Source organism: Streptomyces tagetis, assembly GCF_018069565.1.
GTDB lineage: Bacteria > Actinomycetota > Actinomycetes > Streptomycetales > Streptomycetaceae > Streptomyces > Streptomyces tagetis.
Genome location: NZ_JAGPNL010000001.1, coordinates 1,034,020 through 1,059,366 on the forward strand (window position 1 = coordinate 1,034,020; position 25,347 = coordinate 1,059,366).

Genomic DNA, 25,347 nt, shown 5'->3' on the forward strand with positions numbered 1-25,347 from the left:
GCGGGGGCGAAGCCGACGCGCGGCCGGTTATCGATACGACCTCGTTCCGATACGCTCGTGTACCGGTACACTGGCGTATCGATGGGTGGCCCGCCGGGGAGCGGGCGCCGGAGCCGGGCGAGGACGTGAGGAGCACAGCGGATGGCGCCGCAAGCCGTGGACCGACCGGAGACGGCCGGCACCGCACGGCGCACCAAGCTCACGCCCGAGCGCGAGCAGGAGTTCTTCGACGCCGTGCTCGAACAGATCCGCCGCCGCGGGTACGACGCCGTCACCATGGAGGGCATCGCCGCCAGCACCCGGTGCAGCAAGTCCACGCTCTACCGGCAGTGGAAGACCAAGCCCCGCTTCGTCGCGGCGGCGCTGCGCTCGCACCGGCCGGTGCGGTTCGCGGGCATCGACACCGGTTCGCTCGCCGACGACCTGCGCCAGGCGGCCCGGGTCGCGGGGGAGTGGTCCGCCGAGGACACCCTCCTCCAGGGACTGGGCCACGCCGTCACGCGGGACCAGGAGCTGAAGGGCGCGCTGCGCGAGGCGTTCGTCGACCCGGAGATCGCCGCGCTGCGGGAGATCCTGCGGCGCGGGGTCGAGCGGGGCGAGGTGCCGGCCGGCCATCCGGCGCTGGAGTTCGTGCCCTCGCAGCTCTTCGGCGTGCTGCGGATGCGGCCCGTCGTCGAGGGGGAGTACGCCGACGCGGACTACCTGGTCCGCTTCGTGGAGGCCGTCGTCCTGCCGGCGCTCGGCCTCCCCTGAGAACGGGGCCGCCGTCCCCGGGATGACCGGACGGTGGCCCTTTCGCGCCGCACCGTGGGGACGGGGGCGGCGCGCACCGGCCGGGTGGGGCGCCTTGAGCGGAGGCACCCCGCCCGGCCGCCCGGCACGCCGGTCAGCGCTCGAAGGTGAGGATCGTCCCGACGACGAAGACGACGAGGAACACCAGCCCGACCAGGAACCCGGCGACGGCGGAGGAGTCGGACCGGGCCCGGTGATCCCGGTCCAGCTCGGCGTTCTCCCGGTCCCGGACCCGCCGGCGCAGCTCCGCCGCGGCGGGATCACCGGCAAGCTCCGCCTCCCCGCGCCGCACCAGCCGGGCGACGTCCCGGTCACTTACCCTCCGGCGCCGGGAGCCGGGTTCAGGAACGGACGGCATGGCCGAGAAAGGCGTGCCAGGCGGCGGGGGTGAGGGCGAGCCGGGGGCCGTGCTGGTGCTTGGAGTCGCGGACGTGGACGGCCTGTGCGGTGTCCGCGTCCGCCCGCGAGACGGCGACCTCGACGCAACTGTCGCCCTGCGAGCCGCTGTAGCTGCTCTTGAACCAAGCCAGTTCGGACATGCTCATAGCGCCCCTCGCATTCGCTCCAGCAGGCTCCTTGTGTCCTCGGGGGTGAGGGCCTGCGAACGCAGTTTCGCATACCGCTGATGGAGGATGCTGATCTCCTTCCGGCCGGTCAGGAGACGGCCGTTTTCCTGTCCTTCGGAGTACGCGAACCACTGGTTCTCCGGCGTTTCCAGCAGTTGCAACGGCCCGTCCAGCCCCGCGTGGACCGGTTGTCGGAGCGGCATCACCTGGACCTCCACGTTCCAGTGGCGGTCCAGCAGGCCGAGCAGGTGGTCCAGCAGGTCCCGCGTGACCTCGTCGCCGCCGGTGTGCCGTTCCAGTACCGCCTGTTCCAGGATGAAGCTGAACGCCGTCGGCGGTTTCCGGCCGGTCGACAGGAGTTCCTGCCGGGCCAGTCGCGCCGCGATCCGCGCGTTCATCTCGTCCTCGGCCGGAAGCGGCGGCACGCTGAACGAGACCGCCCGCGCGTACGCCTCCGTCTGCAACAGGCCCGGCACCACCCGGCATTCGTACGTGCACAGGCTGATCGCCGCCGCCTCCAACCGGGCCCACTGGCGGAACCACGCGGCCAGTCCCGGCTGCCGGGCGAGGAAGCCCGCCGCCCGGCGGAGCGCGCCCGTGTTGCCGAGGGCCTGTTCCGCGCGCTCCACGAAGGCCGGGTCCGGCATGCGGCGGCCCAACTCCACGGAAGCCACCGTGTGGTGGGAGTAGCGCACCAGCTCGCCCAGTTCCACCCGGCTCAGCCCCGCGTGCTCGCGTAACGCCTGGACCACCGCCCCGAAGGTCCGCAGACTGTCCGAGCAGACGGGCTCGCCGCCCGTCCCCGTCCCCACTGTGCCGTCCGCCGTCATCGAAGAACCTCCCGCGCGCCCGCCTCGCCGTACGCATCGACCAGGACCATGCTCACGCACCGTTACCGGTACCGTCCAGTCCGTGGCCGCGTACGCTGCTTCGGCGTACGCGGTGCCTGCCTGGTCAGGAGGTGCCCGAGGGCGTCAGATTGGCCACATGACCGCACCTTCCGCGCCCCGACCGCCGGTTACCGTACGTATGTTCAGGCAGCGCTTCAGCTCCACCCCGTTCGGCGCCCGGCTCGCCCGGCACCTCGTCGCCGTCCAACTCGACGTGTGGGGCATCCCGCACGGCAGCGCGCTCTCGGACACCGCCGCGGTGATCGTCGGCGAGCTGGCCGCCAACGCCGTGACCCACGGCCGGGTACCCGGACGGGACTTCGAGGTGTGCCTGGTCCACACCCCGGACGTCCCGCTGCGTATCGAGGTCTCCGACAGCAGGGGCGAGTGCCGGCCGCCCGGGGTCGACCGTCTCGTGCCCCCGGCGCCGCTCGGGGAGGCGGGCCGGGGGTTGGTGCTCGTCGCGGCGCTGGCCGACCGGTGGGGGGTGCGGGACCGGCCGGCCGGGCCCGGCAAGACGGTGTGGGCCGAGGTCGGGCCGGACGCCGGTTAGGCCGGGGTCAGATGTCCTGGCCGTCTCCTCCGCCGGAGGCCGCGCGGATGCCCTTGGCGATGTCGTCGAAGACGGCCTGGCCCTGGTCGACGTCGACGCCGACGCGGACCACCACGATGCGCTGCGGCGCGCTCGGCGAGGGGAACGCGAGGGATTCCACGTAACCGTCGGAGCCCTTCCCGGTGACCGCCTTCCAGCGGACCCGCCAGCCCTTCTGGCCGGCCACCGTCACCGCCTCGGAGGCCAGTTCCTCGTGCGAGCCGATCCCGCCGTAGGCGGACCCGTAGGACTCCTCGGCGTTCTCCTCGATGTCCGCCTTGGCGATCTCCTCGGCCGTCTCGCCCCGGGTGCCCAGCACCAGCGCGGGCGCCGAGTACGCGCCGCCCTTGACGCAGGTCTTGGAGGTGTCGCCGGGGCAGTCGTAGGAGTCGTCGGCCGTCACCTGCGCGCCGACCGCCATCGACTCGCCGTGCCAGCCGTCCGGGACGGGCAGACTGATGCCGCTGACCCGGTCCGTCACCGAGCCGCTGTCCACCGTGGGCGGCGCCGAGTCGGGCGCGTCCGGGGAGCCGCCGCCCCCGCCCGGCCCGCCGAACGGGTCCTCGCGGCCGGGGCCCCGCCCGTCCTGCGTGGCGGAGGCACGGTCCTCGCCGGGGCGGGTCAGCACGTACACGCCGGTGCCGAGGCCGGCGAGGACGGCCACCGCCACCGCGACCGCTATCCCGGCCCGCACCCCGCGCCGCCGCGCCGGGGGCGTGGGATACGCCGGGTAGGCCGGGTACGCCGCGCCGCCCGCCGGGGGCTGCCCCGGCGGGACCCACGCCGCGCCCTGGCCCGCGGGGCGGACCCGGTCCGTCCACGCCTCGCCGTCCCACCAGCGCTCGGTGGCGGGGCCGTCACTTTTCTGCCCGGGGTCCGGGTACCACCCGGGAGGAGTCGCCTGCGTCATGGGCCCACCGTATGAGGCGTCGGTGAAAGCCGTATGAGAGGCCCGGCCGTGTCGCGGCCCTCCGGCCACCCGCGGAGCCCGCCCGCCGTGCCCGCCGTCCGGGGCGCGCGGAGGGGAGGCTTCCGCACATCGTGGGCCGGTCGCGCGGCCGGCCCGCCGGCGGCGGCGCGCACGCCCCGGACCGTACGAACCCCTGTTGACTGGATGTCAGGTGACGACACGTCAGATAAAGCCGTCCGCACCCCTCGTCCGGCCCCGCCAACCCCGCTTTACCGCATGTCATCCGCCATGGCAACTGCTCGCGGGTCAGTCCACCACGCGGGCCGCCGGGCGGCTAGGCTCACTCCCTGTACGTCGTTCGGGCGACTTGGGGAGGTAGCGGGATGACGGAGGTAGGGCCCACGGCAACCCCCTCGGGCTCGCTGTTGGAGCGTGACGCGGAGGTCGCCGCCATCACCGAGGCGGTCGACTCCCTGCGCGCGGGCCGATCGTCCTCCGGCAGTCTCCTGGTGTGGCGCGGCGCCGCCGGACTCGGCAAGACCGCCCTGCTCACCGAGACCCGCCGCATCGCCCTCGACCGCGGCTGCACCGTCTGGTGGGCCCGCGGCGGCGAGACCCTGCGCTCGGTCCCCTTCAACGTCGTCCGCCAACTGCTCCAGCCCGCCCTGGTGTCGATGCTGCCGGAGGAGGCCCGCGAGTACCTCGGCGACTGGTACGACCTCGCCGGCCCCGCCCTCGGCATAGTGGACCCCGGCGACCGGCAGGCCGACCCGCAGGGCGTCTGCGCCGGCCTCGTCGCCGTCGTCCGCCGTCTCGCGGCCCGCGAGTTCCCCCTCGTGCTGATCATCGACGACGTCCACTGGGCCGACCAGGAGACCCTCCAGTGGCTCGCCGCCCTCGCCGAGCGCATCGAGGAGACCTCCGTCCTCGTGGTCCTCGCCCGCCGCTCGGAGAAGACCGGCGGCGACAGCGCCCGCCTGCTCGACGCCGTCGCCGACGCCGGCCGGGCCCTCGACACGCTCAGCGCCCTCACGCCCCGCGCGACCGCCGACCTCACCCGCGCCACCCTCGGCGCCCACGCCGACGACCCCTTCTGCCGCGAGGTGTGGGCCGTCACGGGCGGCAACCCGTACGAGACCGTCGAACTGCTCGCCAAGGTCCAGGACAGCGAACTCGACCCCGTCGAGGCCCACGCCGCCGAACTGCGCGCCCTCAACCGCTCCTCCCGGGGCGGCGGAATCGTCGCCCGGCTGGAACAACTCGGCATCGACGCCACCCGGTTCGCCTGGGCCGCCGCCATACTCGGCACCGGCATCACCATCGACATGGTCGCCTCGCTCGCCACCCTCCGCCGCGACGACGCCGTGCGCTGCGCCGAACTCCTGCGCACCGCCCGCATCATGACCGGCCCCGACCCCGCCACCGGACGGCCCGCCGAGGGGGAGATGGAGTTCGTCCACCCCCTGATCGCCACCGCCGTCTACAACTCCATCCCCGAGGCGCTGTGCCGAGCCATGCACGGCATCGCCGCCCAACTCGTCGCGGACCGGGGCCTCGGCGCCGCTGCGGCCTCCCGCCACCTCGTCCAGGTCCACCCCGAGGACGACCAGGACGTCGTCGCCCAACTGCGCGCCGCCGCCCGCGAACACCTCGCCGTCGGCGCCCCGGACGCGGCCCGCCGCTGCCTCGAACGCGCCCTCCAGGAACCGCCCACGGCCATCCTGCACGCGCCCGTCCTCTACGAACTCGGCTGCGCCACCCTGCTCACCGCGCCCGCCACCACCATCGAGCACCTGCGCACCGCCCTCGGCATGCCCGGCCTCGACGCGGACCAGCGCGTCGACGCCGTCTTCCGCCTCTCGCAGGCCCTGCTCCACAACGACCAGCTCGAAGAGGCCGTCCGCACCGTCGAGGCCGAGGCCGCCCGCAACACGGACCCGGCCAAGCGGCTGTGGCTCCAGGCCGTCCAGTACATGTGGGAGGGCATCCACGCGGGCGAGACCTCCTCGCCCGACCGCTCCGCCCGCCTCGCCGACCTCGCCGCCACCTGCACCGGCCGCGACAACTCCGAACGCGCCCTGCTCATCCTGCGCGGCTTCGACGCCATGAGCCACGGCGAGAACGCCGAGGAGGTCGTCGAAGTCTGCGACCGCGCCCTCGTCAACGGCCGCCTCGCGCCCGGCCTCGGCTGGACCGACTCCGAGTGGGGCATCGAACTGCCCCTGATGCTCGCCAGCGCCTACGCCTACAGCGACCGCCTCGACCGCGCCGAGGCCCTCTTCACCGAGGGGCTGCGCGCCTACGAGAACGCCGGATGGAACGGCGGCCACCTGGCCCTCGCCCACGCCTACGTCGGTCTCGGCCACCGCCGCCGCGGACGGCTCGTGGAGGCCGAGGCCGCCCTGCGCGAATCGCTGCGCATCGCCGAACTGGTCGGCCGCGGGCTCCCGTTGTACTGGTCGGCCATCTGCAACCTGATCGACACGCTGCTCGCCCGGGGCCACGTCGACGAGGCGTGGTCGCTCGCCGGCCGGTACGGCTTCGCCCCGCCCTACCCGTCCACCATCGTGCTCCCCGACCCCCGCTCCATACGCGGCCGGCTGCTGCTGGCCACCGGCCGCACCCGGGAGGGCATCGCGGAACTGGAGGCCGCCGAGAAGGCCGCCGCCTCCCGGGGCCGGCACAACCCCGTCGTCGTCCCCTGGGCCACCGACCTCGCCAGGGCCCTCGCCGCCGAGGACCCCGAGCGCGCCGCCCGGCTCGCCTCCGACGCCCGCCGCCAGGCCGAACGCTTCGGCACCGACACCGCCATAGGAGAGGCCCTGCGCTGCGCCGCCGCCCTGGAGACGGGCGAGCGCGCGGCCCGGCTCGCCGCCCAGGCGGTGACCTACCTCGAAGCCTCCCCCTGCCAGTACGAGCACGCCGCCGCGCGCGTCGAGTACGGCATCGCCACCCGCTCCGCCTCCGAACTGGAGCGCGGACTGGCGCTGGCCCGCTCCTGCGGGGCGGACGGGCTGGCCGCGCGTGCCGCCGAGGCACTGGCGGCCGGCCGCGTCCCCGGCTGAGTCAGCCGCCCTGGCCATCCTCCTCGGCCAGCACCCGCTGGGCCGTGGCGAACGCCGAGTTCGCCGCCGGGACCCCGCAGTAGACGGCCGTCTGGAGCAGTACGGCGCCGATCTCGTCGGGCGTGAGCCCGTTGCGCCGGGCCGCCCGCACGTGCATCGCCAGCTCCTCGTAGTGGCCGTGGGCGACCAGCGCGGTCAGCGTGACCATGCTGCGCTCGCGGCGCGAGAGCGTCGTGTCGGTCCAGATCTCCCCCCAGGCGTAGCGGGAGATGAAGTCCTGGAAGCGGGCGGTGAAGGGCGTCTGCCGGGCCTGCGCCCGGTCCACGTGGGCATCGCCGAGGACCTCGCGCCGTACCTCCATGCCCCGCTTGGCGCCCCCGTCGAAGTGGTTGCGCAGCGCGGTCAGCACCGCCCCGGGGCGTTCGGCGACCGCCAGATGGGAGGCGCCCGGGATCTCCACCAGCGCGGCACCGGGCACCGCGTCGGCGATCTCCCGCAGGTGGGCGGGGGGCGTGGCCGGGTCCTCGCGGCCGGCGACCAGCAGCGTGGGCGCCGCGATCGAGGGCAGCTCCGCGCGCAGGTCGAAGGCGGCGAGCGCGTCGCAGCACGCGGCGTACCCCTCCGGGTCGGCCTCGCGGTGGTCCCGGACCAGGCGGGGCACGCTGAACCCGGGGGTGAACCAGCGGGCGTCCGCGCTCTCCGCGAGCCCCGACAGCCCCTCCCGGCGCACCAGTTCGGCCCGCTCCCGCCAGGCCGAGGCGCCGTTGAAGTGGGCCGAGGAACAGAGCACCGCCAGCGAGGAGACCCGCTCGGGGTGGTGCGCCGCCAGGTGCAGGCCGACGGCGCCGCCCAGCGACACCCCGGCGTAGGCGAAGCGGTCCACGCCGAGGGAGTCGGCGAGGCCGAGGACCAGGCGGGCCAGGTCGCCGACGGTGGCCCCGGCCCCGATCAGCGAGGCGGGCGAGCCGCCGTGGCCGGGCAGGTCCCAGCGGATCACCCGGTGGGTGAGGGAGAGTTCGGGGGCCACCTGGTCCCACAGGGCGAGGGAGGTGCCGAGCGAGGGCCCGAGCAGCAGGGGGGCAGCCGAACCGGGCCCCTCGGTACGGTGGTTGAGCGTGGTGCTGGTCAACGTCGCTCCAGAGCGCGGTCGGTGAGTTCTGCGGCAGAGCCGGTGTAGCGGGCGGGGTCGGCCGCCGCGGTGAGGTCCGCCTCGCGCAGCTCCGGCACCTCGGCGAGCAGTTCGCCCAGGGGGCGGTCCTCGGCGTAGGCGCGGGCGGCGAGTTCGGTCAGCAGCGCCTTGGCACGGGAGCGGCCGAGCAGCGGCGCCAGCTCGGCGGAGAGCCGCTCGGACACGATCAGCCCGTGGGTCAGGCCCAGGTGGGCCCGCATCGCCTCGGGGAGCACCCGCAGGTGCTCGGTGAGGTCGGCGGCGTCGCGCGCGGCCCCGCCGGTCAGCCGCAGCAGATCGCGCAGCGGCTCCCATTCGGCGTGCCAGGCCCCGGCCGGCCGCTCGTCCTCGGCCGCGAGGGACCCGTAGAGGGTGGCCGCGAGGTGCGGCGCGCGCCGGGCCGCCGCCGCGATCAGGGTGGCCCGTACGGGGTTGGCCTTGTGCGGCATCGCCGAGGAACCGCCGCCGGTGCCCTCCGCGACCTCGCCGATCTCGGTGCGGGCCAGGGTCAGCACGTCCACGGCGAGCTTCCCGAGCGCCCCGGCGGTGAAGGCCAGGCAGCCGGCCAGGTCGGCGACCGGGGTGCGCAGCGTGTGCCAGGGCAGCGGCGGCGCGCTGAGCCCCAGTTCGCGGGCGTAGGCGGCGGGCAGCGCGGCCGGGTCGGGTGCGCCGTAGGCCCCGAAGGCCGCCAGGGTGCCGGCCGCGCCGCCGAGCTGGACGGGCAGGCAGTCGCGGACGGCGGTGATCCGGTCCCGGGCGTCGAGCACCAGGGAGCGCCAGCCGGCCGCCTTCAGCCCGAAGGTGGTCGGCACCGCGTGCTGGGTCAGCGTCCGGCCCGGCATCGCCGTGTCCCGGTGGGCGGCGGCCAGGGCGGCCAGCGCCCGCTCGGTGCGGGCGAGGTCGGCGAGGACCAGGTCCAGGGCGCGGTCGGCGACCAGCATCGTCGCCGTGTCCAGGATGTCCTGGCTGGTCGCGCCCCGGTGCACGTAAGGGCCGTACTCCTCGCCGGCTGCCCGGGTCAGGTCGGCGACGAGCGGGATCACGGGGTTGCCGCCGCTGCGGGCGCGTTCGGCCAGCGAGGGCAGGTCGAAGCGGTCCGGGTCGGCGGCGTCGGCGACCGCCGACGCGGCCCCGGCGGGGGCGAGGCCCAGCGCGGCCTGGGCCCGGGTGAGGGCGGTCTCGGCCTCCAGCAGGGCCCGCAGATAGGCGGCGTCGCCGGTGGCGGCGGAGACGGGCGAGCCCGCCCACCCGGGGGCGAGCAGGCTCGTGTCGGCGTCGGCAGGGGTCACGGGAACTCCAGGAAGACCGTTTCGCCTTCGCCCTGAAGGCGGATGTCGAAACGGTACGTGCCGTTGCCCTCCTCCGCCGCGATCAGCGTGCCGCGGCGCTCCTCGTCCACCCGGGTAAGCAGCGGGTCGGCGGCCAGCGCCGCGTCGTCGCCCGGCAGGTAGATCCGGGTGAACAGGTGGGTGAGGAGCCCGCGCGCGAACACGCAGACGCTGACGTAGGGGGCGTTGTCGCCGCGCGCGCCCGGCCGCAGGGTACGGGCGTACCAGTGGCCGTCGGTGTCGGTCTGGATGCGGCCGAAGCCGGTGAACTCCACGCCGTTGCGGCCCAGGTACCCGCCGGAGGCCGGGTCGCGGCGCATCGAGCCGTCGACGGAGGGCAGCCTGCCGTCCGGGTCCGGTCCCCACAGCTCCACCAGGGCGTCGGGCAGCGGGGCGCCCTCGCCGTCGTACACGTACCCGTGCACGGTGACGGTGTCGGGGTGGCCGAGGGGCGCGATGTCCTCGCCGCCGCGGAAGGGCAGCGCGTAGCCGTAGAACGGGCCGACCGTGTGCGACGGGGTGGGGAGCACGTTCTCCGGCCGGCTGGTGTCGATCTTCGTCATGGAGGTCAGCGTCCTTCTTCGATCCAGGTGGCGTTCGGGCCGTCGAGCACGATGTCCCAGTGGTAGCCGAGGGAGAACTCGGGCACGGAGAGGCTGTGGTCGTAGGTGGCGACGAGCCGCTGCCGGGCGGCGTCGTCGGTGACGGACTGGAGGATCGGGTCGTAGGCGAACAGCGGGTCGTTGGGGAAGTACATCTGGGTCACGAGCCGCTGGGTGAACGCCGAGCCGAACAGCGAGAAGTGGATGTGGGCCGGCCGCCAGGCGTTGAGGTGGTTGCGCCACGGGTAGGGGCCCGGCTGGATGGTGGTGAAGCGGTAGAAGCCGTCGTCGTCGCTGAGCGTGCGGCCCGCGCCGGTGAAGTTCGGGTCCAGCGGCGCGTCGTGCTGCTCGCGCTGGTGGGCGTAGCGGCCCGCCGAGTTGGCCTGCCAGATCTCCACGAGCTGGCCGCGCACCGGGCGCCCGTCGCGGTCCAGCAGGCGGCCGGAGACGGTGATGCGCTCGCCGATGGGCTCGCCGGTGTGCTGGCGGGTCAGGTCGTTGTCGATGCCGGTGAGGTCGCGTTCGCCGAAGGCGGGGGAGCCCAGCTCCACCAGCTCCGGGTCCTTGGTGACGTCGATGGCTATCGGGGGCTGCTTCGGGTGGCGCAGCGTCGAGGAGCGGTAGGGGGCGTAGTCGCGGCGCGGGTGGTGCTCGACGGGCGCCCCTTCGGCGACCCGCTTCTCGTACGCGGCGTGTTCGGCCGCGATCTCCGCGTCGATGTCGTGCTGGGTGAGAGTCATGGCGGTTCCCTGGGGTCCTGGGGCCTTTACGGGGGCGGCGCTAGCGGTCGAGGACGAGGGCGAGGCCCTGGCCGACGCCGATGCACAGGGTGGCGACACCGGTGCCGCCGCCCTTGCGGGCGAGCTGGTGGGCGAGGGAGCCGGCGAGGCGTGCCCCGGAGGCGCCCAGCGGGTGGCCGAGGGCGATGGCGCCGCCCTGCGGGTTGAGGATGGCGGGGTCGAACTCGGGCCATTCGGCGACGCACCCGAGGACCTGCGCGGCGAACGCCTCGTTGAGTTCGAGGACGTCCAGGTCGGCGAAGCCCCGGCCGGCCTTGGCCAGGGCGCGTTCGACGGCCTGGACGGGCGCGAGGCCGAAGTAGTGCGGGTCGGTGGCGCTGACGCCGGTCGCGGAGACCCGGGCGAGGGGTTCGCGGCCGGTCGCCCTCAGCCCCTCCTCGTCGACGAGGAGCAGGGCGGCGGCGCCGTCGTTGAGCGGCGAGGCGTTGCCGGCGGTCACGGTGCCGCCCTCGCGCCGGAAGGACGGCTTCAGGCGCCCCATGGCCTCCAGCGAGGCGTCCGGCCGGAGGCACTCGTCGGCGGTGTACGGGACCGGGTCGCCCTTGCGCCGGGGCACCGGGACGGGGACCAGTTCCGCGTCGAAGAGGCCCTCGGTCTGGGCGCGGGCGGCCTTCTGGTGCGAGGCGAGGGCGAAGGCGTCCTGCCGCTCGCGGGTGAGGGCGTGCTTGTCGGCGATGAGTTCCGCGGACTCGCCGAGCGGGATGGTCCACTGCGGGTCCATGCGCGGGTTGACCATGCGCCAGCCGAGCGTGGTCGAGTACAGCTCGGTGTGCCCGGCCGGGAAGGGCCGGTCGCTCTTGGGCAGCACGTAGGGCGCGCGGGTCATCGACTCGACGCCGCCGGCGACGGCGATGTGGGCGTCGCCGCAGGCGATGGCGCGGGCGGCCTGGATCACGGCTTCGAGGCCGGAGGCGCACAGGCGGTTGAGGGTCACGCCGGGCACGCTGGTGGGCAGTCCGGCCAGGAGGGCGGCCATGCGGGCGACGTTGCGGTTCTCCTCGCCGGCGCCGTTGGCGTTGCCGAGGTAGACGTCGTCGATGCGGGCCGGGTCGAGGTCCGGGGTGCGGGCGAGGAGTTCGCGCAGGGCGTGGGCGGCCAGGTCGTCCGGCCGGATGCCGGCCAGGGAGCCGTTGTACTTGCCGAACGGGGTGCGGACGGCGTCGACGATGTAGACGTCCTTCACCGCACTCCCTCCGCGACGACGAGCTTGGCGTCGGTCTTGGCGGTGATCTCCTCGACGGTGACGCCGGGGGCGGTCTCGACGAGGACCAGGCCCTCGGGGGTGATGTCGAGGACGCCGAGGTCGGTGATGACCCGGTTCACACACGCCTTGCCTGTGAGCGGCAGCGCGCACTCCTCCAGGATCTTCGGGGAGCCGTCCTTGGCGGTGTGGGTCATGACGACGATGACGGTGCGGGCCCCGTGGACGAGGTCCATCGCCCCGCCGATGCCGGTGATCATCTTCCCGGGAATGGCCCAGTTGGCGAGGTCGCCGCCGGCCGAGACCTGCATCGCGCCGAGCACGGCGACGTCGATGTGCCCGCCCCGGATCATCCCGAAGGAGAGCGCGGAGTCGAAGAAGGAGGCGCCCGGCAGGACGGTGACCGTCTCCTTGCCCGCGTTGATCAGGTCGGGGTCGACCCGGTCGCGGGTCGGGTAGGGGCCGGTGCCCAGGATGCCGTTCTCGGATTCGAGGACGACCTCGACACCGGGCGGCAGGTGGTTGGGGATGAGGGTGGGCAGGCCGATGCCCAGGTTGACGTACTGGCCGTCGCGCAGTTCGCGGGCGGCGCGGGCGGCCATCTCCTCACGGTTCCAGGCCATCAGGCACGCTCCTCTTCCGGCTCGCTCACGGTGATCTGCTCGATCTTCTTGTCCGCCGCCTGCTCCGGGGTGAGGGCGATGACGCGCTGGACGAAGATGCCCGGCAGGTGCACGGCGTCGGGGTCGATCTCGCCGGGCTCGACCAGTTCCTCGACCTCGGCGATGGTCACCTTGCCCGCCATCGCGGCCAGCGGGTTGAAGTTCCGGGAGGACTTGGCGAACACGAGGTTCCCGTGCCGGTCGCCCTTGGCGGCCCGGACCAGGGCGAAGTCGGTACGGATACCGCGCTCCAGCACGTACTCCGTCCCGTCGAACTCCCGCACCTCCTTCGGCGGCGACGCGAGCGCCACCCCGCCGGAGCCGTCGTAACGCCACGGCAGCCCGCCGTCCGCGACCTGGGTGCCGACACCGGCCGGGGTGTAGAAGGCGGGTATGCCCGCGCCGCCCGCGCGCAGCCGCTCGGCGAGGGTGCCCTGCGGGATGAGCTCCACCTCCAGCTCCCCGGCGAGGTACTGGCGGGCGAACTCCTTGTTGGCGCCGATGTAGGAGCCGGTCACCCGGGCGATCCGCCCGGCCGCCAGCAGCACCGCGAGCCCGGACTCCATCGCCCCGCAGTTGTTCGAGACCACCGCCAGGCCGCCCGTACCGCGTTCGTACAGCGCCTGGATCAGTACGTTGGGCACACCGCTCAGCCCGAAACCGCCCACCGCGAGCGACGCGCCCTCGGGCACATCGGCCACCGCCTCACCGGCCGTGGCCACCACCTTGTCCATCGAAGCCCCATCTCTTCGAAGCGCCCCGACGGAGATAGTCAGGGCACTGAGTATTTCAGCGAGGTTCCCCACACGCTGCCATCGGAGCGCGCGGGCGTCAAGACCTGGAGAAATGGGACGCCACGCGCAGGTGAGTCGGCCAGCGGGGTCCGCCTGGCCAAGGTATCGTCAGTGCACAAACAAATGTGACCTTGGGGAGCGCACATGGCCGCGGTCGATCTGACCACCCATCCCGGGCACCTGGCCCGGCGGCTTCAGCAGGCGCACCACCTGCTGTGGAACACGATGGTCTCCGAGGAGATCACCTCGCCGCAGTTCGCGGTCCTCAACGCGCTCGTCGCCGAGCCCGGACTCGACCAGCGCACCGTGGGGGAGCGGGTGGGGCTCGACCGGTCCACCATCGCCGAGGTGATCAGCCGGCTCGGCCGGCGCGAACTGGTCGACAAGGTCCGCGACCCGCAGGACGGCCGCCGCTTCCTGCTGCGCGTGACCGACGACGGCGCGCGCGTGCACCGCAAGCTGACCGTGCGCACCGCCCGCATGAACCAGGTCTTCCTGGCCCCGCTCACCCCCGCCGAGCAGGCGGTGTTCTTCGATCTGATCCGCCGGGTCGCGGACGGTGCCGAAGGGCTGCGCAACCCGGCGGAACCCACCGCCGCGCAGGGCTGATCAGGAGCCGGTGAACACCACCCACACCGGGCCCTCGGCGAAGTTCACCGGGGTGCCGTCCGCGGCGGTGAAGGAGGTGCCGTCCTCGGCAGCGCCCCGCTTCCAGGCCGCCTCGTGGACCCGGCCGTCGCGCAGCACCTCGGCCCGCCCGGAGCCGACCGACTCCACGTAGGGCGAGTTGTTGCCCCGGAAGTCGCCGAAGCCGGACGCGCGCACCTTCACGTGCTGGACGACGACGGTCGGCGGGGCCAGGCGCTCGCCGCCCGGGGTGGAGGCCGGGCGCCCGTCCAGGTCCACCAGCCAGCCGCCCCGGCTCGCCGACCAGGTGAAGGTGAAGCTCGCCGAGGGGTAGCGCACCGTGCGCGAGGACTCGGGCCGGCCGCCGGGCGGGGCCTCGCCGTACCGGAAGCCGGTGGTCAGCGCGTGTTCGCCGGCCGGTTTCGGCAGCAGCCGGTCCGGCCGTACGTACAGGTTGTGCGGGGCGGGCCGGCCCTTCTCGCGGACGTAGGCGCCGGTCGCCTTCTCCGGGGGCTCGGCCCGCAGCGGGGCCCGGTCGATGAGGGGGAGCAGCCTGGTCTGGGCGCCGGAGAAGGCGAGCGTCGGCCGGTCGAACTGGCGCAGCAGCTCCAGGTCCGACTCGCGGGCGCTGCGCACGGGGCCCACCGAGTCCGGCAGCCGGGTCGAGTAGAGGGCCATGAGGCGGCTCAGCCCGGCCTCCACCGGTTCGGCGTAGACCACGTCGGCCGTGTCCAGGCCGGTCTGCGGGCGGGCCGCGGGGGCGTTGTCGATCTTGACGGCGAGTACGGAGCCGCCCGGCGGTTCCGGACGCGGGGGACGCCCGTCGTCGACCCCGGCGGTGCACCCGGCGGCCAGGGCGAGGGCCGCGAGCGCGAGGGGCAACGCCCGCCCGATGCCGCCCCGGCGCCGTACCGCACCCGCCCCGGTGCTCTCCTGCCGCCCGTGTGTCGTCCGTCGCATGCCGACCACCCGTCCGCCCGTCCTCGTCTCGATTGTGCGCTTTCGTGGGTCGGGAGTGCCATACCCGGTCGCACGCGCGCGGGCCCGGCCGGCTGGGCCGCCCGGACGACCGCCGAACGGTTGGCCGTCGGGGCCCCGCCGGTACCCGGCTGTCCGCGCCCCGCCGCGACACGCCGACGCACTGCGGTGACACGCCGTCGCGTGCTGCGGCACGCGGACACGCCGCCACGACACGCCGACGCGTGCTGCGACATGCCGACACGCCGTCGCGACACGCCGACACGCCGACACGCCGACACGGCGCGGCCCGGCGACGCGCGGCCCCCGCGTGACCGGGACCCGCCAATGCCGCCGGTGACGTCCGTGAGCGCCCCCGGCGACCCCGCCGGCGGCGCCGGTCACGGCTCGCCCAGGATCTCCGCCAGGTCGTAGCGCACCGGCTCCTCCAGTTGCGCGTACGTGCAGCTCTCCGGCGTGCGGTCCGGGCGCCAGCGGCGGAAGCGGGCCGTGTGCCGGAAGCGGGCCCCGTTCTCCATGTGGTCGTACGCCACCTCCGCGACCCGCTCCGGGCGCAGCGGCGTCCAGGACAGGTCCTTCTTGCCCGACCAGCGGCTCGGGGCGCCCGGCAGCCGCGCCGACTCGTGCGCCTCGGCCTGCGCCCAGGCCGCCCACGGATGCCCCCGGACGTCCTCCATGAGCAGCGGCTCCAGCTCCGTCACCAGTTCGGCCCGGCGCTTCATGGTGAAGGCCGCGCTCACCCCGACGTGCTGGAGGGCGCCCCGGTCGTCGTAGAGGCCGAGCAGCAGGGAGCCGACCACCGGACCGCTCTTGTGGAGGCGGTAGCCCGCGACCACCACGTCGGCCGTCCGCTCGTGCTTGACCTTGAACATGGCCCGCTCGTCCTGCCGGTAGCCGAGGTCCGGCGGCTTGGCGACCACCCCGTCCAGACCGGCGCCCTCGTACTGCTCGAACCACCCCCGCGCCACCTCGACGTCGGTCGTCGCCGGCGCCACGTGCACCGGCGGGGTGACCCCCGAGAGCGCCTCGACGAGCAGCGCCCGCCGGGCGGAGAGCGCCACGTCGAGCAGCGACTCGCCGTCCAGAGCCAGCAGGTCGAAGACGACCAGCGAGGCCGGGGTCCGCTCGGCGAGCATCCGCACCCGGGAGTCGGCCGGGTGGATGCGTTCGGTGAGCGCGTCGAAGTCCAGCCGCCCCTCCCGCGCGATCACGATCTCCCCGTCCACCACACACCGCTGCGGCAGCCGCTCCCGCACCGCCGTCACCAGCTCGGGGAAGTACCTGGTCAGCGTCTTGCCGGTACGGCTGCCGAACTCGACCTCCAACCCGTCGCGGAACACGATCGCCCGGAAGCCGTCCCACTTCGCCTCGTACTGCATGCCCGGCGGGATACGGGCCACGGACTTGGCGAGCATCGGCTTCACGGGGGGCATGACCGGCAGATCCATGGTGTTTCACCTGTGTCTGTCATTTTCAGTGATCGGGAATGTCCTGCCCGTCACTTTCCGTTCGTTCCGTGGATTCCGGCCGGCCTGTGTGCTCTGCGCTGTGCCCTGGCTCCGGCGTACGCGTCGTGGAGCGGGTGCGGCGTCTCGTCCCCGCCGGGGTCCGTTCCTCACCCCGGTCGGCAAGGATCTTGTTCGTGCCGGTCACCATCTTCCGCCACATGCGCGCCCACGGCGACCGCTGCACGGGCTCGCCGGCCGCCGTTCTGGCCCCGTCCACCCAGGAGGTCGTGTACGGAACGCTCGGGGCCGTGTTCGAGTGGGCGGTCGGGGGAGACATACCGGTGAGCCCCCGCGACTCCCGTGGGCGGGCCGAGCGGCTGGGGGTGTCGTGCGAAGGCTACGCAAGAGCGCAATCGAGGGCCCTGGTGAGACGATCCCGTGCGCCTGCTCCGTATACGGCCGTACGAGACAAGTCAGCGAACGCTCGTAGGTACGTGTGGACTTCGCCGGGCGCGGTGATGTTGACCTCTGCCGTCAGGGTTTCCACGGCCACCTGGGCGTCATCGAACGCGTAGAAGGCTTCGAGCGGCCAGGCCGTACGCCGGGCCGTGAACGGGATGATCCCCAGCGAGACGTTCGGCCGGCCCATGACCTCTTGCAGGTGCCGAAGCTGGGCGGCCAGCTCGGGCCCTTCGCACACCCGGTAGTAGAGAACGGCCTCTTCGAGCAGCAGCGCGAAGCGGTGGTTTCCCCCGTAGACGACTCGGGACCGGTTGAGGCGTGCCTGTACGGCGTCGGCCACGTCGTCAGGGGTGCCCTGGAAGGCCGTGATGGACCGCAGGAGCCCTGTCGCGTAGTCGGCGGTCTGGAGCATCCCCGGCACCACGTTGGAGGCGTACACGCGGAAGTGGGTGGTCCGCTCGTACAGCGGGACGGTCTTCTCGTGGACCCTCCGCATCCCGTCCCGGTGGATCTGCCGCCAGTGGACGTACATGGACTCGGCGGTACGGGACGCGGCGATCAGGTCGGCCGCCTGATCCTCGGCCCTGCAGGCCCGGCACCAGGCCCGAATGTCGGCGTCCGAGGGGGCCGTCCTGGCCCGTGCGATGCGGGAGGCTTTCGACTTGTGCCACCCGCAGCGCAGGGCCAGTTCATGCCCGGTGAGCCCGGCGTCCCGCCGTATGCCGTCCAGTTGGGCAGCGATGGCGGCACGGGCAGCCTGGGCGGTGGAGAGTGGCGACGTGGGCATGAACGGGCTTCTCAGATGGTGTACTTGTCGTGCGGCACGGCCAGGTCCCAGACCGCTTCGAAGGCGTCAGCGCAGAGGCCGGCTGTTGCTTGATCTTCGGTCTGGTCGGTGTGAACCCAGCGTCCGTCACCGTCGAACACGTTGAACTGGACGAGTCGGCCGTCGAACAGCCAGAAGTCATTTCCCGGCAGGGCGAGTTCGGACGCCAACCGGCGGGGCAGCCAGCGGATCTCCTCGCCCGCCGCGATGTTGGTGAAGGCGAACGAGTGCTCGTAGCGGATGTACTCGCTGGGCGGCTCCCCCACGATGCGGGCCCGTCGCACGCGCACCCCCTTGGCGGTGACTTCCTGTACGAGGTCGAGCCAGGGCCGCCACCACGACTCACGGTTGTCCGGGTCGAGCCGGTGTCCCCGCCGCCACGCCGCGAAGCCCTCATCCTCGTTGTCGACGGCGTACACGTCGCGCATCTCCAGATGGACGGCGGACCGCTCAGCCGACCGGATCAAGTCTGCAAAGCTACTCAGGCTTTGCGCCATCAAGTGCCTCCCTCAGCAGCGGAATCATGCGCTGCGGCAGCCGTACGACGCTCTCGTGAGCCGGAAGCGGACTGTCGTGGACGGTCCGGGCGGTCGTGTCGGAGTCGGCCGTCACGCCCTGAATAACGAGATCCTGCGTCTCCTCGTCCACCCACACGGCCGGGCAGCCGTGATCTCCGGACTCCGGGTCTTTCCCCACGAACCGTAGACGCATAGCCCCTCCTCAAGTCGAGCCGGCTTGGTGTTGGTTGCACGCAGCCTCACGGCTCCCAGAGCTGGGCGTCAAGGCTGCTCAGGGCCTGTGCAACCGCATGCAACTTCATGGACCGGTGAAGCCTTCGCTCTCTACCGTCTGGTGATCGTTGTGCTACAACTCCCTGGGAGAGAACGCGGATGCCGCCACACCAGACCACGCAAGAACCGCCCATCGACCTCCCCGTGGGCCTCAACGCCCGGTTGCTGGACCGCACCCCGGCTCCGGGCTGCGAGGCGTGTGCGGCCGAGTGGCGGAGCCTCAAGGCCGCCGAGACGGCCGGGAACATCGGACAGGCCGCCAAGCACGCTACGGCTGTCCGCGACCACGCCGGGGGCCACCAGTGACGATGGACATGCAGACGTACCGGGACGGCCGCAAAGAGGCCACGGACGCGGCGGAAGCCATCCGTGCCGCCCTCGCCGCGCTGGGCCTGCCGGAACGCGTGTGGGGCAGCGTTCGCCCGATGGTCACCCACAGCGGCAAGCCGTACGTCCACCTGGGCATGGTCCGCGCCGAGGCCGCCGCGAGGATCGCGGAAGCTATCCGCTCGGGCCGCTCATCCGAACTCCCATAAGCGGGACGACCCCGATTGTCAGTGCCGGGTGCGACTATCATTCGCATGCCCGATGCTACGCCCATGCACCCCATCTGACCAGGGATTTTGGCGCAAACCTCGCCAGTAGCTTGTGCCGTCGCAAGGGTCGTCCGGATTTGTGAGGGGGTACGCCATCCGGTTGGCGCACGGGGGTCAGGGTTCACGTACTCGGCCGTCCGGCCGTGCCTCTCGCCGCCGCCCTCGTTGCGGCCTACGCGTGCCCTGGAAGTGCCCTGGGGTGGGATTCGCAGCGCGGACATCGCAGGTCACAGCGCAATAGCGGTCACTTCGCCTCGTACTGCATGCCCGGCGGGATACGGGCCACGGGCTTGGCGAGCATCGGCTTGACGGGGGGCATGACGGGAAGGTCCATGGTGCCGATTCTGCGCGCCCGCCGCCCCGTACGCCTGATATGCGAAGTCCGTGCGGTGCGCCTACCGTGGCTCGCATGGCGGACGCGGTGGAACTGGAGGCGGGCGGCCGGACGGTACGGCTGTCCAGCCCCGGCAAGCTCTTCTTCCCGGAGCGTGGCTACACCAAGCTGGACGTCGCCCGCTACTACCAGGCGGTCGCCCCCGGCATCCTGCGCGCCCTGCGCGACCGGCCCACCACCCTGGAGCGCTACCCCGAGGGCGTCGGCGGCGAGTGGTTCTACCAGAAGCGCGCGCCCAAGAACATGCCCGACTGGATTCCGACCGCGCACATCACCTTCCCCAGCGGACGCAGCGCCGACGAGATGTGCCCCACCGAGGAGGCCGCGGTGCTGTGGGCCGCCCAGTACGGCACCCTCACCTTCCACCCCTGGCCGGTGCGCCGCGCCGACGTCGACCACCCGGACGAACTCCGTATCGACCTCGACCCGCAGCCCGGCACCGACTACTCCGACGCGGTCCGCGCCGCCCACGAACTCCGGGAGGTCTTGGAGGAGTTCGGCGGCCTGCGCGGCTGGCCCAAGACCTCCGGCGGCCGGGGGCTTCACGTCTTCGTGCCCATCGAGGCGCGCTGGACCTTCACCCAGGTGCGGCGCGCGGCGATCGCCGCCGGGCGGGAACTGGAGCGGCGGATGCCGGAGCGGGTGACCACCAAGTGGTGGAAGGAGGAGCGCGGCGAGAAGATCTTCGTCGACTACAACCAGACCGCCCGCGACCGCACCATCGCCTCCGCCTACTCGGTCCGCCCGAGGCCGAACGCCCCGGTCTCCGCGCCGCTGCGCTGGGACGAGGTGGGCGTCGCCGAGCCCGCCGACTTCGACATCACGACCATGCCCGCGCGCTTCGCCGAACTCGGCGACGTGCACGCGGACATGGACGCCGAGCGGCACTCCCTGGAGGCCCTGCTTGACCTGGCGGCCCAGGACGAACGCGACCACGGCCTCGGCGATCTGCCGTACCCGCCGGAGTACCCGAAGATGCCGGGCGAACCGAGCCGGGTGCAGCCCAGCCGGGCCAGGAGGCAGAGCCCCCCGGCCCGGTGAACCGCGAGCCGGACTACAGCTCCTTGATCCGGATGTCCCGGTAGGAGACCACGTCCGAGGTGCTGTGCACCTGGAGCCCGAGGTAGCCGGAGGCGAACCGCCGCCCGTCGGTGCCCGGGTCGTCCGAGCGCGGCGGCGAGAACTCCTGGCCGCCGGTGTTGTCGAACTCGTTGATCAGCACGCCGTTGCGGTAGACCGAGTAGTGCTGGTCGACCACCCGGATCTCGTAGTCGTTCCAGGTGCCCTTCTCCGTCACGCCCGCGCCGGCCAGGCCCACGCGGTCGAAGCCGTAGACGGACCCCGTCTTGTACATGTCGCCGCTGGGCGAGTCGAACACCTGGACCTCGTGCCCGTACTTGATGGCGACCCACTCCGGGCGCGGCTCCTCCGGGTGGTCGTGCACCTGCGGGAACCGCACGAAGACACCGGAGTTGGCGTTGCCGGTGCCCGGGGCGTCGTCACGCCACTGGAGCTTCAGCGAGAAGTCGCCGTAGGTGCGCTGGGGGAACCAGAGCATGCCGAGCCCGTCCCGGGTGGTGCCCGAGATGATGGTCCCGTCCGGCTTCAGCGCGAACGAACCGCCGCCGACGTGCTGCCACTTGGCGAGGGATTCGGCCGTGCCGTCGAAGAGGCTGCGGTAGCCCTCGGTCTGTCCGGGCCGGCCGATGCCGGACTGGCCGGCCGCGTCGGTGATGGCCCGGTGCTCCCGCTGGTCGATGACGCCGTCCTTGCGGAGCTGGTCCAGGACGGTCTTCACGTGCTTGAGGAAGAGCGCGTGGGAGGTCCACTCCTTCTCGTCCTCGATCAGTTCGCCGATCCGGCACCGGTTGTCGGTGACCCGGTTGGGCACCCCCGAGTCGACGGTGCCGACGAACACGGTGCGCCGCTCGTCGTACTCCGGGCAGGGCGGCGCGGGCACCGTGCCGGCCACGACGGTGAAGCTCACCGTGAGCGGCTGGGAGGTGTTGCCCGCCTTGTCGCTCGCCCGGTAGGCCACCGTGTGCCGGCCCGCCCGGTCGACGACCACCGGCTGCGAGTAGGCCAGATACGGTCCGGCGTCGAGGGAGTACTCGATGCCGGCCACGCCGCTGCCGCCCTCGTCGGTGGCGCTGACGGTGACCTTGGCGCTGCCGACGTAGGCCCCGTCGGAGTTCTTCGAGCCCGTCACGCTCACCCCGGTCACGGGCGGGGTGGTGTCCTGCGGGGGAGCGGCGACGACCGTGAACCCGACGCTCTTCTCCGGCGCGACGTTGCCCGCCTTGTCGGTGGCCCGGTAGCGCACGGTGTGCGTGCCGGTCTGGTGCACCATCACCGGCCCGGTGTACGTCTGCCAGGTGCCCGAACCGAGCGCGTACTCGATGGTGTTGACGCCGGAGCCGGTGTCCGAGGCGGTGATGGTGACGGTCGCCATGTCGATGTAGGCGCCGTCGGCGTTCCGCTCCCCGGCGACGGTCGCCGAGGTCTCGGGCGGGGCGGTGTCGTCGGTCGGCGGGGCCGCCACGGTGAACTCGACGACGGCGACGTCGGAGACGTTGCCCGCCTTGTCCAGCGCGCGGTAGCGCAGGGTGTGGGTGCCGACCTGGTCGACGACGACCGGCGTGGTGTACGGCTGCCACGCCTCGTCGTCACCGAGGGCGTACTCGATCCGGTCGACGCCGGAGCCCTCGTCGGTGGCGGAGAGGACCACGGTCGCGGAGCCGACGAAGGCGCCGTCGGCGTTCTTGGCGCCGGTCACCTCGGCGCTCGGCTTCGGCGCGGTGGTGTCCTCGCCGGAGCCCTCGGTCACCACCAGGACACCGCGCATGTCCCCGTGGCCGGGGATGGTGCAGTGGTAGGAGTAGCGGCCCGGGGTGAGGGTGACCTCGGCGGTGTGCCGGCCGCCCTGGGCGTCGCTCGGGTTGGCGAGGATGTTGAGCTGGACGTCGCTGTTGAACTCCGGGTCGGAGGTCACGAACGTCAGCGTGTGCGGCATGCTCGTGGTGTTGCCGGTCGCCTCGCTGTTCTCGAAGACGATGGTCGCCGGGCCCGCCACGGCGGTGGCCGGCGCGGTCAGGTAGCGGTCGATGTCGTTGCCCGCGGTCCAGGTCAGCACCTGCTCCGCCGCCGCGGCGGCCGGGCCCTCGCCCGGTCCGGCCGCGGACGGCGTCTGGAGGCCGAGGACGACGAGCAGGGCGGCCAGCAGACCGGCCCACACGGCTCTGGGGCGCATTCTTCGGTACCGGATCATTCGGCCCCCCTGACCAGTTGGCCGGCGGCCGGGGTCGGCCCGCCGCCCGTGTAAGTGACCCGCCACAGCGCGGACTTGGCGTCCGAGGTGAAGAAGCCGCGGCCGTAGTCGAGGACGTACAGCGCGCCGTCGGGACCGAACTTCCAGTCCATCAGGTTCTGGATGTGGTCGTTGCCCACCGGCACGATCTTCTTCAGCGACTCCGAGTGCACCGGCAGCCCGCCGTCCCCGTGGGTCCTCGGGTCCGTCAGGACCGCGTTGCGCGGCTGGTCGGCGTCGTAGAAGTCGCCGACGAACCACTTGCCGTCCCAGTACGCGGGCCACTTGGCCTCGTTCGGGTTGGCGGCGTCGTAGCGGTAGACCGGGCCGTTCATCGCGGCCTGGCCGCCGCCCTTGAGCCAGGGCAGCTTGTAGGTGGACTCGCTCTGCTTGTAGGAGGGCACCCCGCCCGCGTCACGCGGGAAGTCCGGTCCGCCGCCCTGGGGGGAGTACCAGATGTTGTTGCCGGTGACCGGGGGCAGGTTGACCAGCCCGTCGTTGTTCGGCGACTCGTTCTTCGGGTGGTCGCAGTCGTACCAGCCCAGCGGCTTCGACGGGTCCGGCAGGTTCCGGTCCCGGTAGGGCTGCTTGTTGCCCATGCAGTAGGGCCAGCCCCGGTTGCTCGCCTTGGTGATCACGGCGAACGTGTCGTACTTCGCCGGGCCCCAGGTCGTCGACGGGGCGCCCGCGTCCGGCCCGACCCAGCCCGCGTACAGCACGTCGGTCGACTTGTCGACGGAGATGCGCGCCGGGTTGCGCACGCCCATCACGTAGATCTCGCCGCGCGTCTTGCCGCCGCCCTCGGCGGTCTCCTTGCCGGTGAAGAGGTTGCCCTCGGGGAGGGTGTAGCTCCCGTCCGGCTCGGGGTGGACGCGCAGGATCTTGCCGTTGAGGTTGTTGGTGTTGCCGGCGGTGCGGCGCGCGTCGGCGAAGGAGACGCCCTTGTAGTTGGGCTGCGGGTTGTTGCCCGAGTAACCGTCGCTGAAGCCGCTGGAGTTGTTGTCACCGGTGGCGATGTACAGGTTGCCCTTGGAGTCCCAGGCCATCCCGCCGCCCGCGTGGCAGCAACTGTGCACCTGCACCGGCCACTTCAGCAGCACCTTCTCGCTGCCGAGGTCCAGCCGGCCGGTGGCCTCGTCGAAGGTGAAGCGGGAGACCTGCCGCTGCGCGATACGGGTGTTCCGGTCGACCCCGGAGTGCGGCGTGTAGTGCAGGTAGACCCAGCCGTTGCGGGCGAAGCCCGGGTCCAGCTCGATGCCGAGCAGGCCCTCCTCCACCTTGACCAGTTCCTCGCCGCCGCCCTTGTTGCCGAAGACGGTCAGCTCCCCGGCGAGGGAGACCTTCTTCGTCCTCGGGTCGTAGACGTGGACCTGCCCGGTGCCCTTGCCGACGTTCGGGTCGTTCCAGTCGGTCACCACGGGCCGGGAGGAGTCGGCGCCGCCCCGGCCGATGTAGAAGACCCGGCCGTCGGGGGCGGTGACCAGCCCGTGCGGCTCGCCGATCTGGTCGTTCTGGCCGGCCTGGTTGGCCGGGGTGAGGCGCTCGGCACGGTAGTTCCCGGTGATCGTCGCCTTGCAGTCGGCGCGCGCCAGCCGTGTCGTCCACAGCAGGGCGCCGCGCAGGTGGGAGCGGAAGTCCGTCTCGTCGTACGAGGAGGCGGTGCCGCCCATGGCGGTGTAGAAGGAGCGTCCGCCGGAGTAGTCCCGGCACCAGCTCACCGGGTGGTCCCAGCCGGCCGCGCCCTGGCCCGGCTGGTAGGTGGACTCGCGCACCCGGGCGACGGTGTGCACCTCGCCGGACGGGTTCTTCGCCCAGTTCAGCCACTTGTCGGGCCGCTTCCACTCCACCGGCAGGTCCTTGGTGGCCGGATGGGCGCGGTCGCCGACCTCGACGGTGGCCCGCTGGACGGACGACGGGCTCGACGCCGCCGGGCGGGCGCCGATCAGACCGGTGAACCAGTCGGAGTAGGGCTCGGCGCGGGCCGCGTCGTGGATGCCGACGAAACCGCCGCCGGCCTTCATGTACGCCTCCAGCCCGCTCTCCTGCTCCGGGTCGAGGACGTCGCCGCCGCCGGTCAGGAACACGACGGAGTTGAAGCGGCTCAGTCGGCGCTCGCTGGTGAAGACCGAGGCGTCGTCCGTGGCCTCGACCGTGAAGCGCTGGGCGGCGGGGCCGGACAGGCCGATCCGCTCGATGGCCGCGATCCCGGCGTCGACCACCGGTGACTCCTCGCCGGGCGCGGCGGACCCGTAGAAGACCAGGACGCGCACGTCGGCGCTGCCCGGTGGGGACGTGATCGACATCGTTGTCGGGGGTTCGGGCGCCGGGAGCGCGCCGGCCGCGGGACTCGACAGCAGTCCCGCGGTGACCAGAGCCGCGGTCAGGGACGCGGCCCAGACCCGTCTTCTGCCTCGTGTGGCGCTCGGTCCTCGTGGATGAACGGGCTTGTGGTGCGAAGGATCGTGGTGCGAAGTGAACCGCATGGGGTCACTCACCCCTCCTCGGTCGCGGCGACAGCGCCATGGAAGCTAGACCTCTTTGCGCGGTT

The 25,347-nt window shown here is 73.0% G+C and carries 24 protein-coding genes; 7 read left to right on the plus strand and 17 right to left on the minus strand.

Features of this window, described 5'->3' with window-relative positions; genetic code table 11:
* Positions 1–141: 141 nt before the first annotated feature.
* Positions 142–753: a TetR/AcrR family transcriptional regulator gene (locus J5Y05_RS04390; RefSeq protein ID WP_210868396.1), complete on the plus strand. Its 612-nt coding sequence runs from the start codon at positions 142–144 to the stop codon at positions 751–753.
* A gap of 133 nt (positions 754–886) precedes the next feature.
* Here J5Y05_RS04390 and J5Y05_RS04395 read toward each other — a convergent pair whose 3' ends face one another.
* From J5Y05_RS04395 to J5Y05_RS04405, 3 genes are read right to left on the minus strand one after another with little or no spacing between them, the layout of a single operon-like run.
* A complete protein-coding gene (locus J5Y05_RS04395) occupies positions 887–1,150 on the minus strand; it encodes a hypothetical protein (RefSeq protein ID WP_210868397.1) in 264 nt (87 codons plus the stop codon).
* On the minus strand, positions 1,134–1,331 hold the full coding sequence (locus tag J5Y05_RS04400; protein ID WP_372450456.1) for a DUF397 domain-containing protein: 198 nt from the start codon (positions 1,329–1,331) through the stop codon (positions 1,134–1,136). Before J5Y05_RS04400 ends, J5Y05_RS04395 begins: the two co-directional genes overlap by 17 nt.
* 2 nt (positions 1,332–1,333) lie before the next feature.
* Complete coding sequence (locus tag J5Y05_RS04405; protein WP_210868399.1) at positions 1,334–2,188, minus strand: helix-turn-helix domain-containing protein; 855 nt, start codon at positions 2,186–2,188, stop codon at positions 1,334–1,336.
* 157 nt (positions 2,189–2,345) lie between these two features.
* On the opposite strand from J5Y05_RS04405, the gene J5Y05_RS04410 reads away from it, so the two are divergent.
* On the plus strand, positions 2,346–2,801 hold the full coding sequence (locus tag J5Y05_RS04410) for an ATP-binding protein (RefSeq protein ID WP_210868400.1): 456 nt from the start codon (positions 2,346–2,348) through the stop codon (positions 2,799–2,801).
* Positions 2,802–2,808: 7 nt separating this feature from the next.
* On the opposite strand, the gene J5Y05_RS04415 is transcribed toward J5Y05_RS04410, so the two are convergent.
* On the minus strand, positions 2,809–3,750 hold the full coding sequence (locus J5Y05_RS04415; protein WP_210868401.1) for a DUF2510 domain-containing protein: 942 nt from the start codon (positions 3,748–3,750) through the stop codon (positions 2,809–2,811).
* A 383-nt stretch (positions 3,751–4,133) separates the two neighbouring features.
* Here J5Y05_RS04415 and J5Y05_RS04420 point away from each other — a divergent pair, with 383 nt between their 5' ends.
* Positions 4,134–6,815, plus strand: a complete 2,682-nt coding sequence (locus tag J5Y05_RS04420; RefSeq protein ID WP_210868402.1) for an ATP-binding protein — start codon at positions 4,134–4,136, stop codon at positions 6,813–6,815.
* Position 6,816: 1 nt separating this feature from the next.
* Here J5Y05_RS04420 and pcaDC read toward each other — a convergent pair whose 3' ends face one another.
* Genes pcaDC through J5Y05_RS04455 form a run of 7 tightly spaced genes read right to left on the minus strand, consistent with a single transcriptional unit; the run spans position 6,817 to position 13,310 of the window.
* The gene (gene pcaDC, locus J5Y05_RS04425; RefSeq protein ID WP_210868403.1) at positions 6,817–7,944 is read right to left on the minus strand and encodes a bifunctional 3-oxoadipate enol-lactonase/4-carboxymuconolactone decarboxylase PcaDC; all 1,128 of its coding nucleotides are present in this window, start codon (positions 7,942–7,944) and stop codon (positions 6,817–6,819) included.
* Positions 7,941–9,272, minus strand: a complete 1,332-nt coding sequence (pcaB, locus tag J5Y05_RS04430; RefSeq protein WP_210868404.1) for a 3-carboxy-cis,cis-muconate cycloisomerase — start codon at positions 9,270–9,272, stop codon at positions 7,941–7,943. Before pcaB ends, pcaDC begins: the two co-directional genes overlap by 4 nt.
* Positions 9,269–9,874, minus strand: a complete 606-nt coding sequence (gene pcaG / locus J5Y05_RS04435) for a protocatechuate 3,4-dioxygenase subunit alpha (protein ID WP_210868405.1) — start codon at positions 9,872–9,874, stop codon at positions 9,269–9,271. The genes pcaB and pcaG overlap by 4 nt, the downstream gene beginning before the upstream one ends.
* A 5-nt stretch (positions 9,875–9,879) precedes the next feature.
* Positions 9,880–10,653, minus strand: coding sequence for a protocatechuate 3,4-dioxygenase subunit beta (gene pcaH, locus J5Y05_RS04440; protein ID WP_210868406.1), 774 nt, complete (start codon positions 10,651–10,653; stop codon positions 9,880–9,882).
* Positions 10,654–10,693: 40 nt separating this feature from the next.
* A complete protein-coding gene (locus tag J5Y05_RS04445; RefSeq protein ID WP_210868407.1) occupies positions 10,694–11,896 on the minus strand; it encodes a thiolase family protein in 1,203 nt (400 codons plus the stop codon).
* Positions 11,893–12,537: a CoA transferase subunit B gene (locus J5Y05_RS04450; RefSeq protein ID WP_210868408.1), complete on the minus strand. Its 645-nt coding sequence runs from the start codon at positions 12,535–12,537 to the stop codon at positions 11,893–11,895. The genes J5Y05_RS04445 and J5Y05_RS04450 overlap by 4 nt, the downstream gene beginning before the upstream one ends.
* Complete coding sequence (locus J5Y05_RS04455; protein WP_210868409.1) at positions 12,537–13,310, minus strand: CoA transferase subunit A; 774 nt, start codon at positions 13,308–13,310, stop codon at positions 12,537–12,539. The genes J5Y05_RS04450 and J5Y05_RS04455 overlap by 1 nt, the downstream gene beginning before the upstream one ends.
* A 204-nt stretch (positions 13,311–13,514) precedes the next feature.
* Here J5Y05_RS04455 and J5Y05_RS04460 point away from each other — a divergent pair, with 204 nt between their 5' ends.
* On the plus strand, positions 13,515–13,979 hold the full coding sequence (locus tag J5Y05_RS04460; protein ID WP_210868410.1) for a MarR family winged helix-turn-helix transcriptional regulator: 465 nt from the start codon (positions 13,515–13,517) through the stop codon (positions 13,977–13,979).
* On the opposite strand, the gene J5Y05_RS04465 is transcribed toward J5Y05_RS04460, so the two are convergent.
* The 4 genes from J5Y05_RS04465 to J5Y05_RS04480 form a co-directional block, all read right to left on the minus strand.
* On the minus strand, positions 13,980–14,957 hold the full coding sequence (locus J5Y05_RS04465) for a DUF3048 domain-containing protein (RefSeq protein ID WP_210868411.1): 978 nt from the start codon (positions 14,955–14,957) through the stop codon (positions 13,980–13,982).
* Positions 14,958–15,355: 398 nt separating this feature from the next.
* Positions 15,356–16,423: an ATP-dependent DNA ligase gene (locus J5Y05_RS04470; RefSeq protein ID WP_210868412.1), complete on the minus strand. Its 1,068-nt coding sequence runs from the start codon at positions 16,421–16,423 to the stop codon at positions 15,356–15,358.
* Positions 16,424–16,820: 397 nt separating this feature from the next.
* Entirely contained in the window at positions 16,821–17,672 is an 852-nt protein-coding gene (locus J5Y05_RS04475; protein WP_210868413.1) for a helix-turn-helix domain-containing protein, read from the minus strand.
* An 11-nt stretch (positions 17,673–17,683) separates the two neighbouring features.
* Complete coding sequence (locus J5Y05_RS04480) at positions 17,684–18,208, minus strand: DUF6879 family protein (RefSeq protein WP_210868414.1); 525 nt, start codon at positions 18,206–18,208, stop codon at positions 17,684–17,686.
* Positions 18,209–18,601: 393 nt separating this feature from the next.
* On the opposite strand from J5Y05_RS04480, the gene J5Y05_RS04485 reads away from it, so the two are divergent.
* The 3 genes from J5Y05_RS04485 (at position 18,602) to ligD (ending at position 20,533) form a co-directional block, all read left to right on the plus strand.
* Entirely contained in the window at positions 18,602–18,808 is a 207-nt protein-coding gene (locus J5Y05_RS04485) for a hypothetical protein (RefSeq protein WP_210868415.1), read from the plus strand.
* An 8-nt stretch (positions 18,809–18,816) separates the two neighbouring features.
* Positions 18,817–19,038, plus strand: a complete 222-nt coding sequence (locus J5Y05_RS04490; RefSeq protein WP_247614028.1) for a hypothetical protein — start codon at positions 18,817–18,819, stop codon at positions 19,036–19,038.
* A gap of 469 nt (positions 19,039–19,507) precedes the next feature.
* Complete coding sequence (gene ligD / locus J5Y05_RS04495; RefSeq protein WP_210868417.1) at positions 19,508–20,533, plus strand: non-homologous end-joining DNA ligase; 1,026 nt, start codon at positions 19,508–19,510, stop codon at positions 20,531–20,533.
* A 13-nt stretch (positions 20,534–20,546) separates the two neighbouring features.
* Here ligD and J5Y05_RS04500 read toward each other — a convergent pair whose 3' ends face one another.
* Together J5Y05_RS04500 and J5Y05_RS04505 are read right to left on the minus strand one after the other, a co-directional pair.
* On the minus strand, positions 20,547–22,727 hold the full coding sequence (locus J5Y05_RS04500; protein WP_210869699.1) for an OmpL47-type beta-barrel domain-containing protein: 2,181 nt from the start codon (positions 22,725–22,727) through the stop codon (positions 20,547–20,549).
* A gap of 29 nt (positions 22,728–22,756) precedes the next feature.
* Positions 22,757–25,282, minus strand: coding sequence for a ThuA domain-containing protein (locus tag J5Y05_RS04505; RefSeq protein WP_210868418.1), 2,526 nt, complete (start codon positions 25,280–25,282; stop codon positions 22,757–22,759).
* Between the last annotated feature and the right edge of the window lie 65 nt (positions 25,283–25,347).

Excerpts from the sequence above, each read along its gene's own strand:
- ligD (WP_210868417.1), top strand. The coding sequence starts at position 19,508 with ATGGCGGACGCGGTGGAACTGGAGGCGGGCGGCCGGACGGTACGGCTG.
- J5Y05_RS04470 (WP_210868412.1), bottom strand. The coding sequence starts at position 16,423 with ATGGATCTGCCGGTCATGCCCCCCGTGAAGCCGATGCTCGCCAAGTCC.
- J5Y05_RS04420 (WP_210868402.1), top strand. The coding sequence starts at position 4,134 with ATGACGGAGGTAGGGCCCACGGCAACCCCCTCGGGCTCGCTGTTGGAG.
- J5Y05_RS04410 (WP_210868400.1), top strand. The coding sequence starts at position 2,346 with ATGACCGCACCTTCCGCGCCCCGACCGCCGGTTACCGTACGTATGTTC.
- J5Y05_RS04400 (WP_372450456.1), bottom strand. The coding sequence starts at position 1,331 with ATGTCCGAACTGGCTTGGTTCAAGAGCAGCTACAGCGGCTCGCAGGGC.
- J5Y05_RS04490 (WP_247614028.1), top strand. The coding sequence starts at position 18,817 with ATGCAGACGTACCGGGACGGCCGCAAAGAGGCCACGGACGCGGCGGAA.
- J5Y05_RS04485 (WP_210868415.1), top strand. The coding sequence starts at position 18,602 with ATGCCGCCACACCAGACCACGCAAGAACCGCCCATCGACCTCCCCGTG.
- J5Y05_RS04460 (WP_210868410.1), top strand. The coding sequence starts at position 13,515 with ATGGCCGCGGTCGATCTGACCACCCATCCCGGGCACCTGGCCCGGCGG.
- J5Y05_RS04505 (WP_210868418.1), bottom strand. The coding sequence starts at position 25,282 with ATGCGGTTCACTTCGCACCACGATCCTTCGCACCACAAGCCCGTTCAT.
- J5Y05_RS04480 (WP_210868414.1), bottom strand. The coding sequence starts at position 18,208 with ATGGCGCAAAGCCTGAGTAGCTTTGCAGACTTGATCCGGTCGGCTGAG.
- J5Y05_RS04405 (WP_210868399.1), bottom strand. The coding sequence starts at position 2,188 with ATGACGGCGGACGGCACAGTGGGGACGGGGACGGGCGGCGAGCCCGTC.
- J5Y05_RS04455 (WP_210868409.1), bottom strand. The coding sequence starts at position 13,310 with ATGGACAAGGTGGTGGCCACGGCCGGTGAGGCGGTGGCCGATGTGCCC.
- pcaG (WP_210868405.1), bottom strand. The coding sequence starts at position 9,874 with ATGACGAAGATCGACACCAGCCGGCCGGAGAACGTGCTCCCCACCCCG.
- J5Y05_RS04465 (WP_210868411.1), bottom strand. The coding sequence starts at position 14,957 with ATGCGACGGACGACACACGGGCGGCAGGAGAGCACCGGGGCGGGTGCG.
- J5Y05_RS04395 (WP_210868397.1), bottom strand. The coding sequence starts at position 1,150 with ATGCCGTCCGTTCCTGAACCCGGCTCCCGGCGCCGGAGGGTAAGTGAC.
- pcaH (WP_210868406.1), bottom strand. The coding sequence starts at position 10,653 with ATGACTCTCACCCAGCACGACATCGACGCGGAGATCGCGGCCGAACAC.
- J5Y05_RS04450 (WP_210868408.1), bottom strand. The coding sequence starts at position 12,537 with ATGGCCTGGAACCGTGAGGAGATGGCCGCCCGCGCCGCCCGCGAACTG.
- J5Y05_RS04475 (WP_210868413.1), bottom strand. The coding sequence starts at position 17,672 with ATGCCCACGTCGCCACTCTCCACCGCCCAGGCTGCCCGTGCCGCCATC.
- J5Y05_RS04415 (WP_210868401.1), bottom strand. The coding sequence starts at position 3,750 with ATGACGCAGGCGACTCCTCCCGGGTGGTACCCGGACCCCGGGCAGAAA.
- J5Y05_RS04390 (WP_210868396.1), top strand. The coding sequence starts at position 142 with ATGGCGCCGCAAGCCGTGGACCGACCGGAGACGGCCGGCACCGCACGG.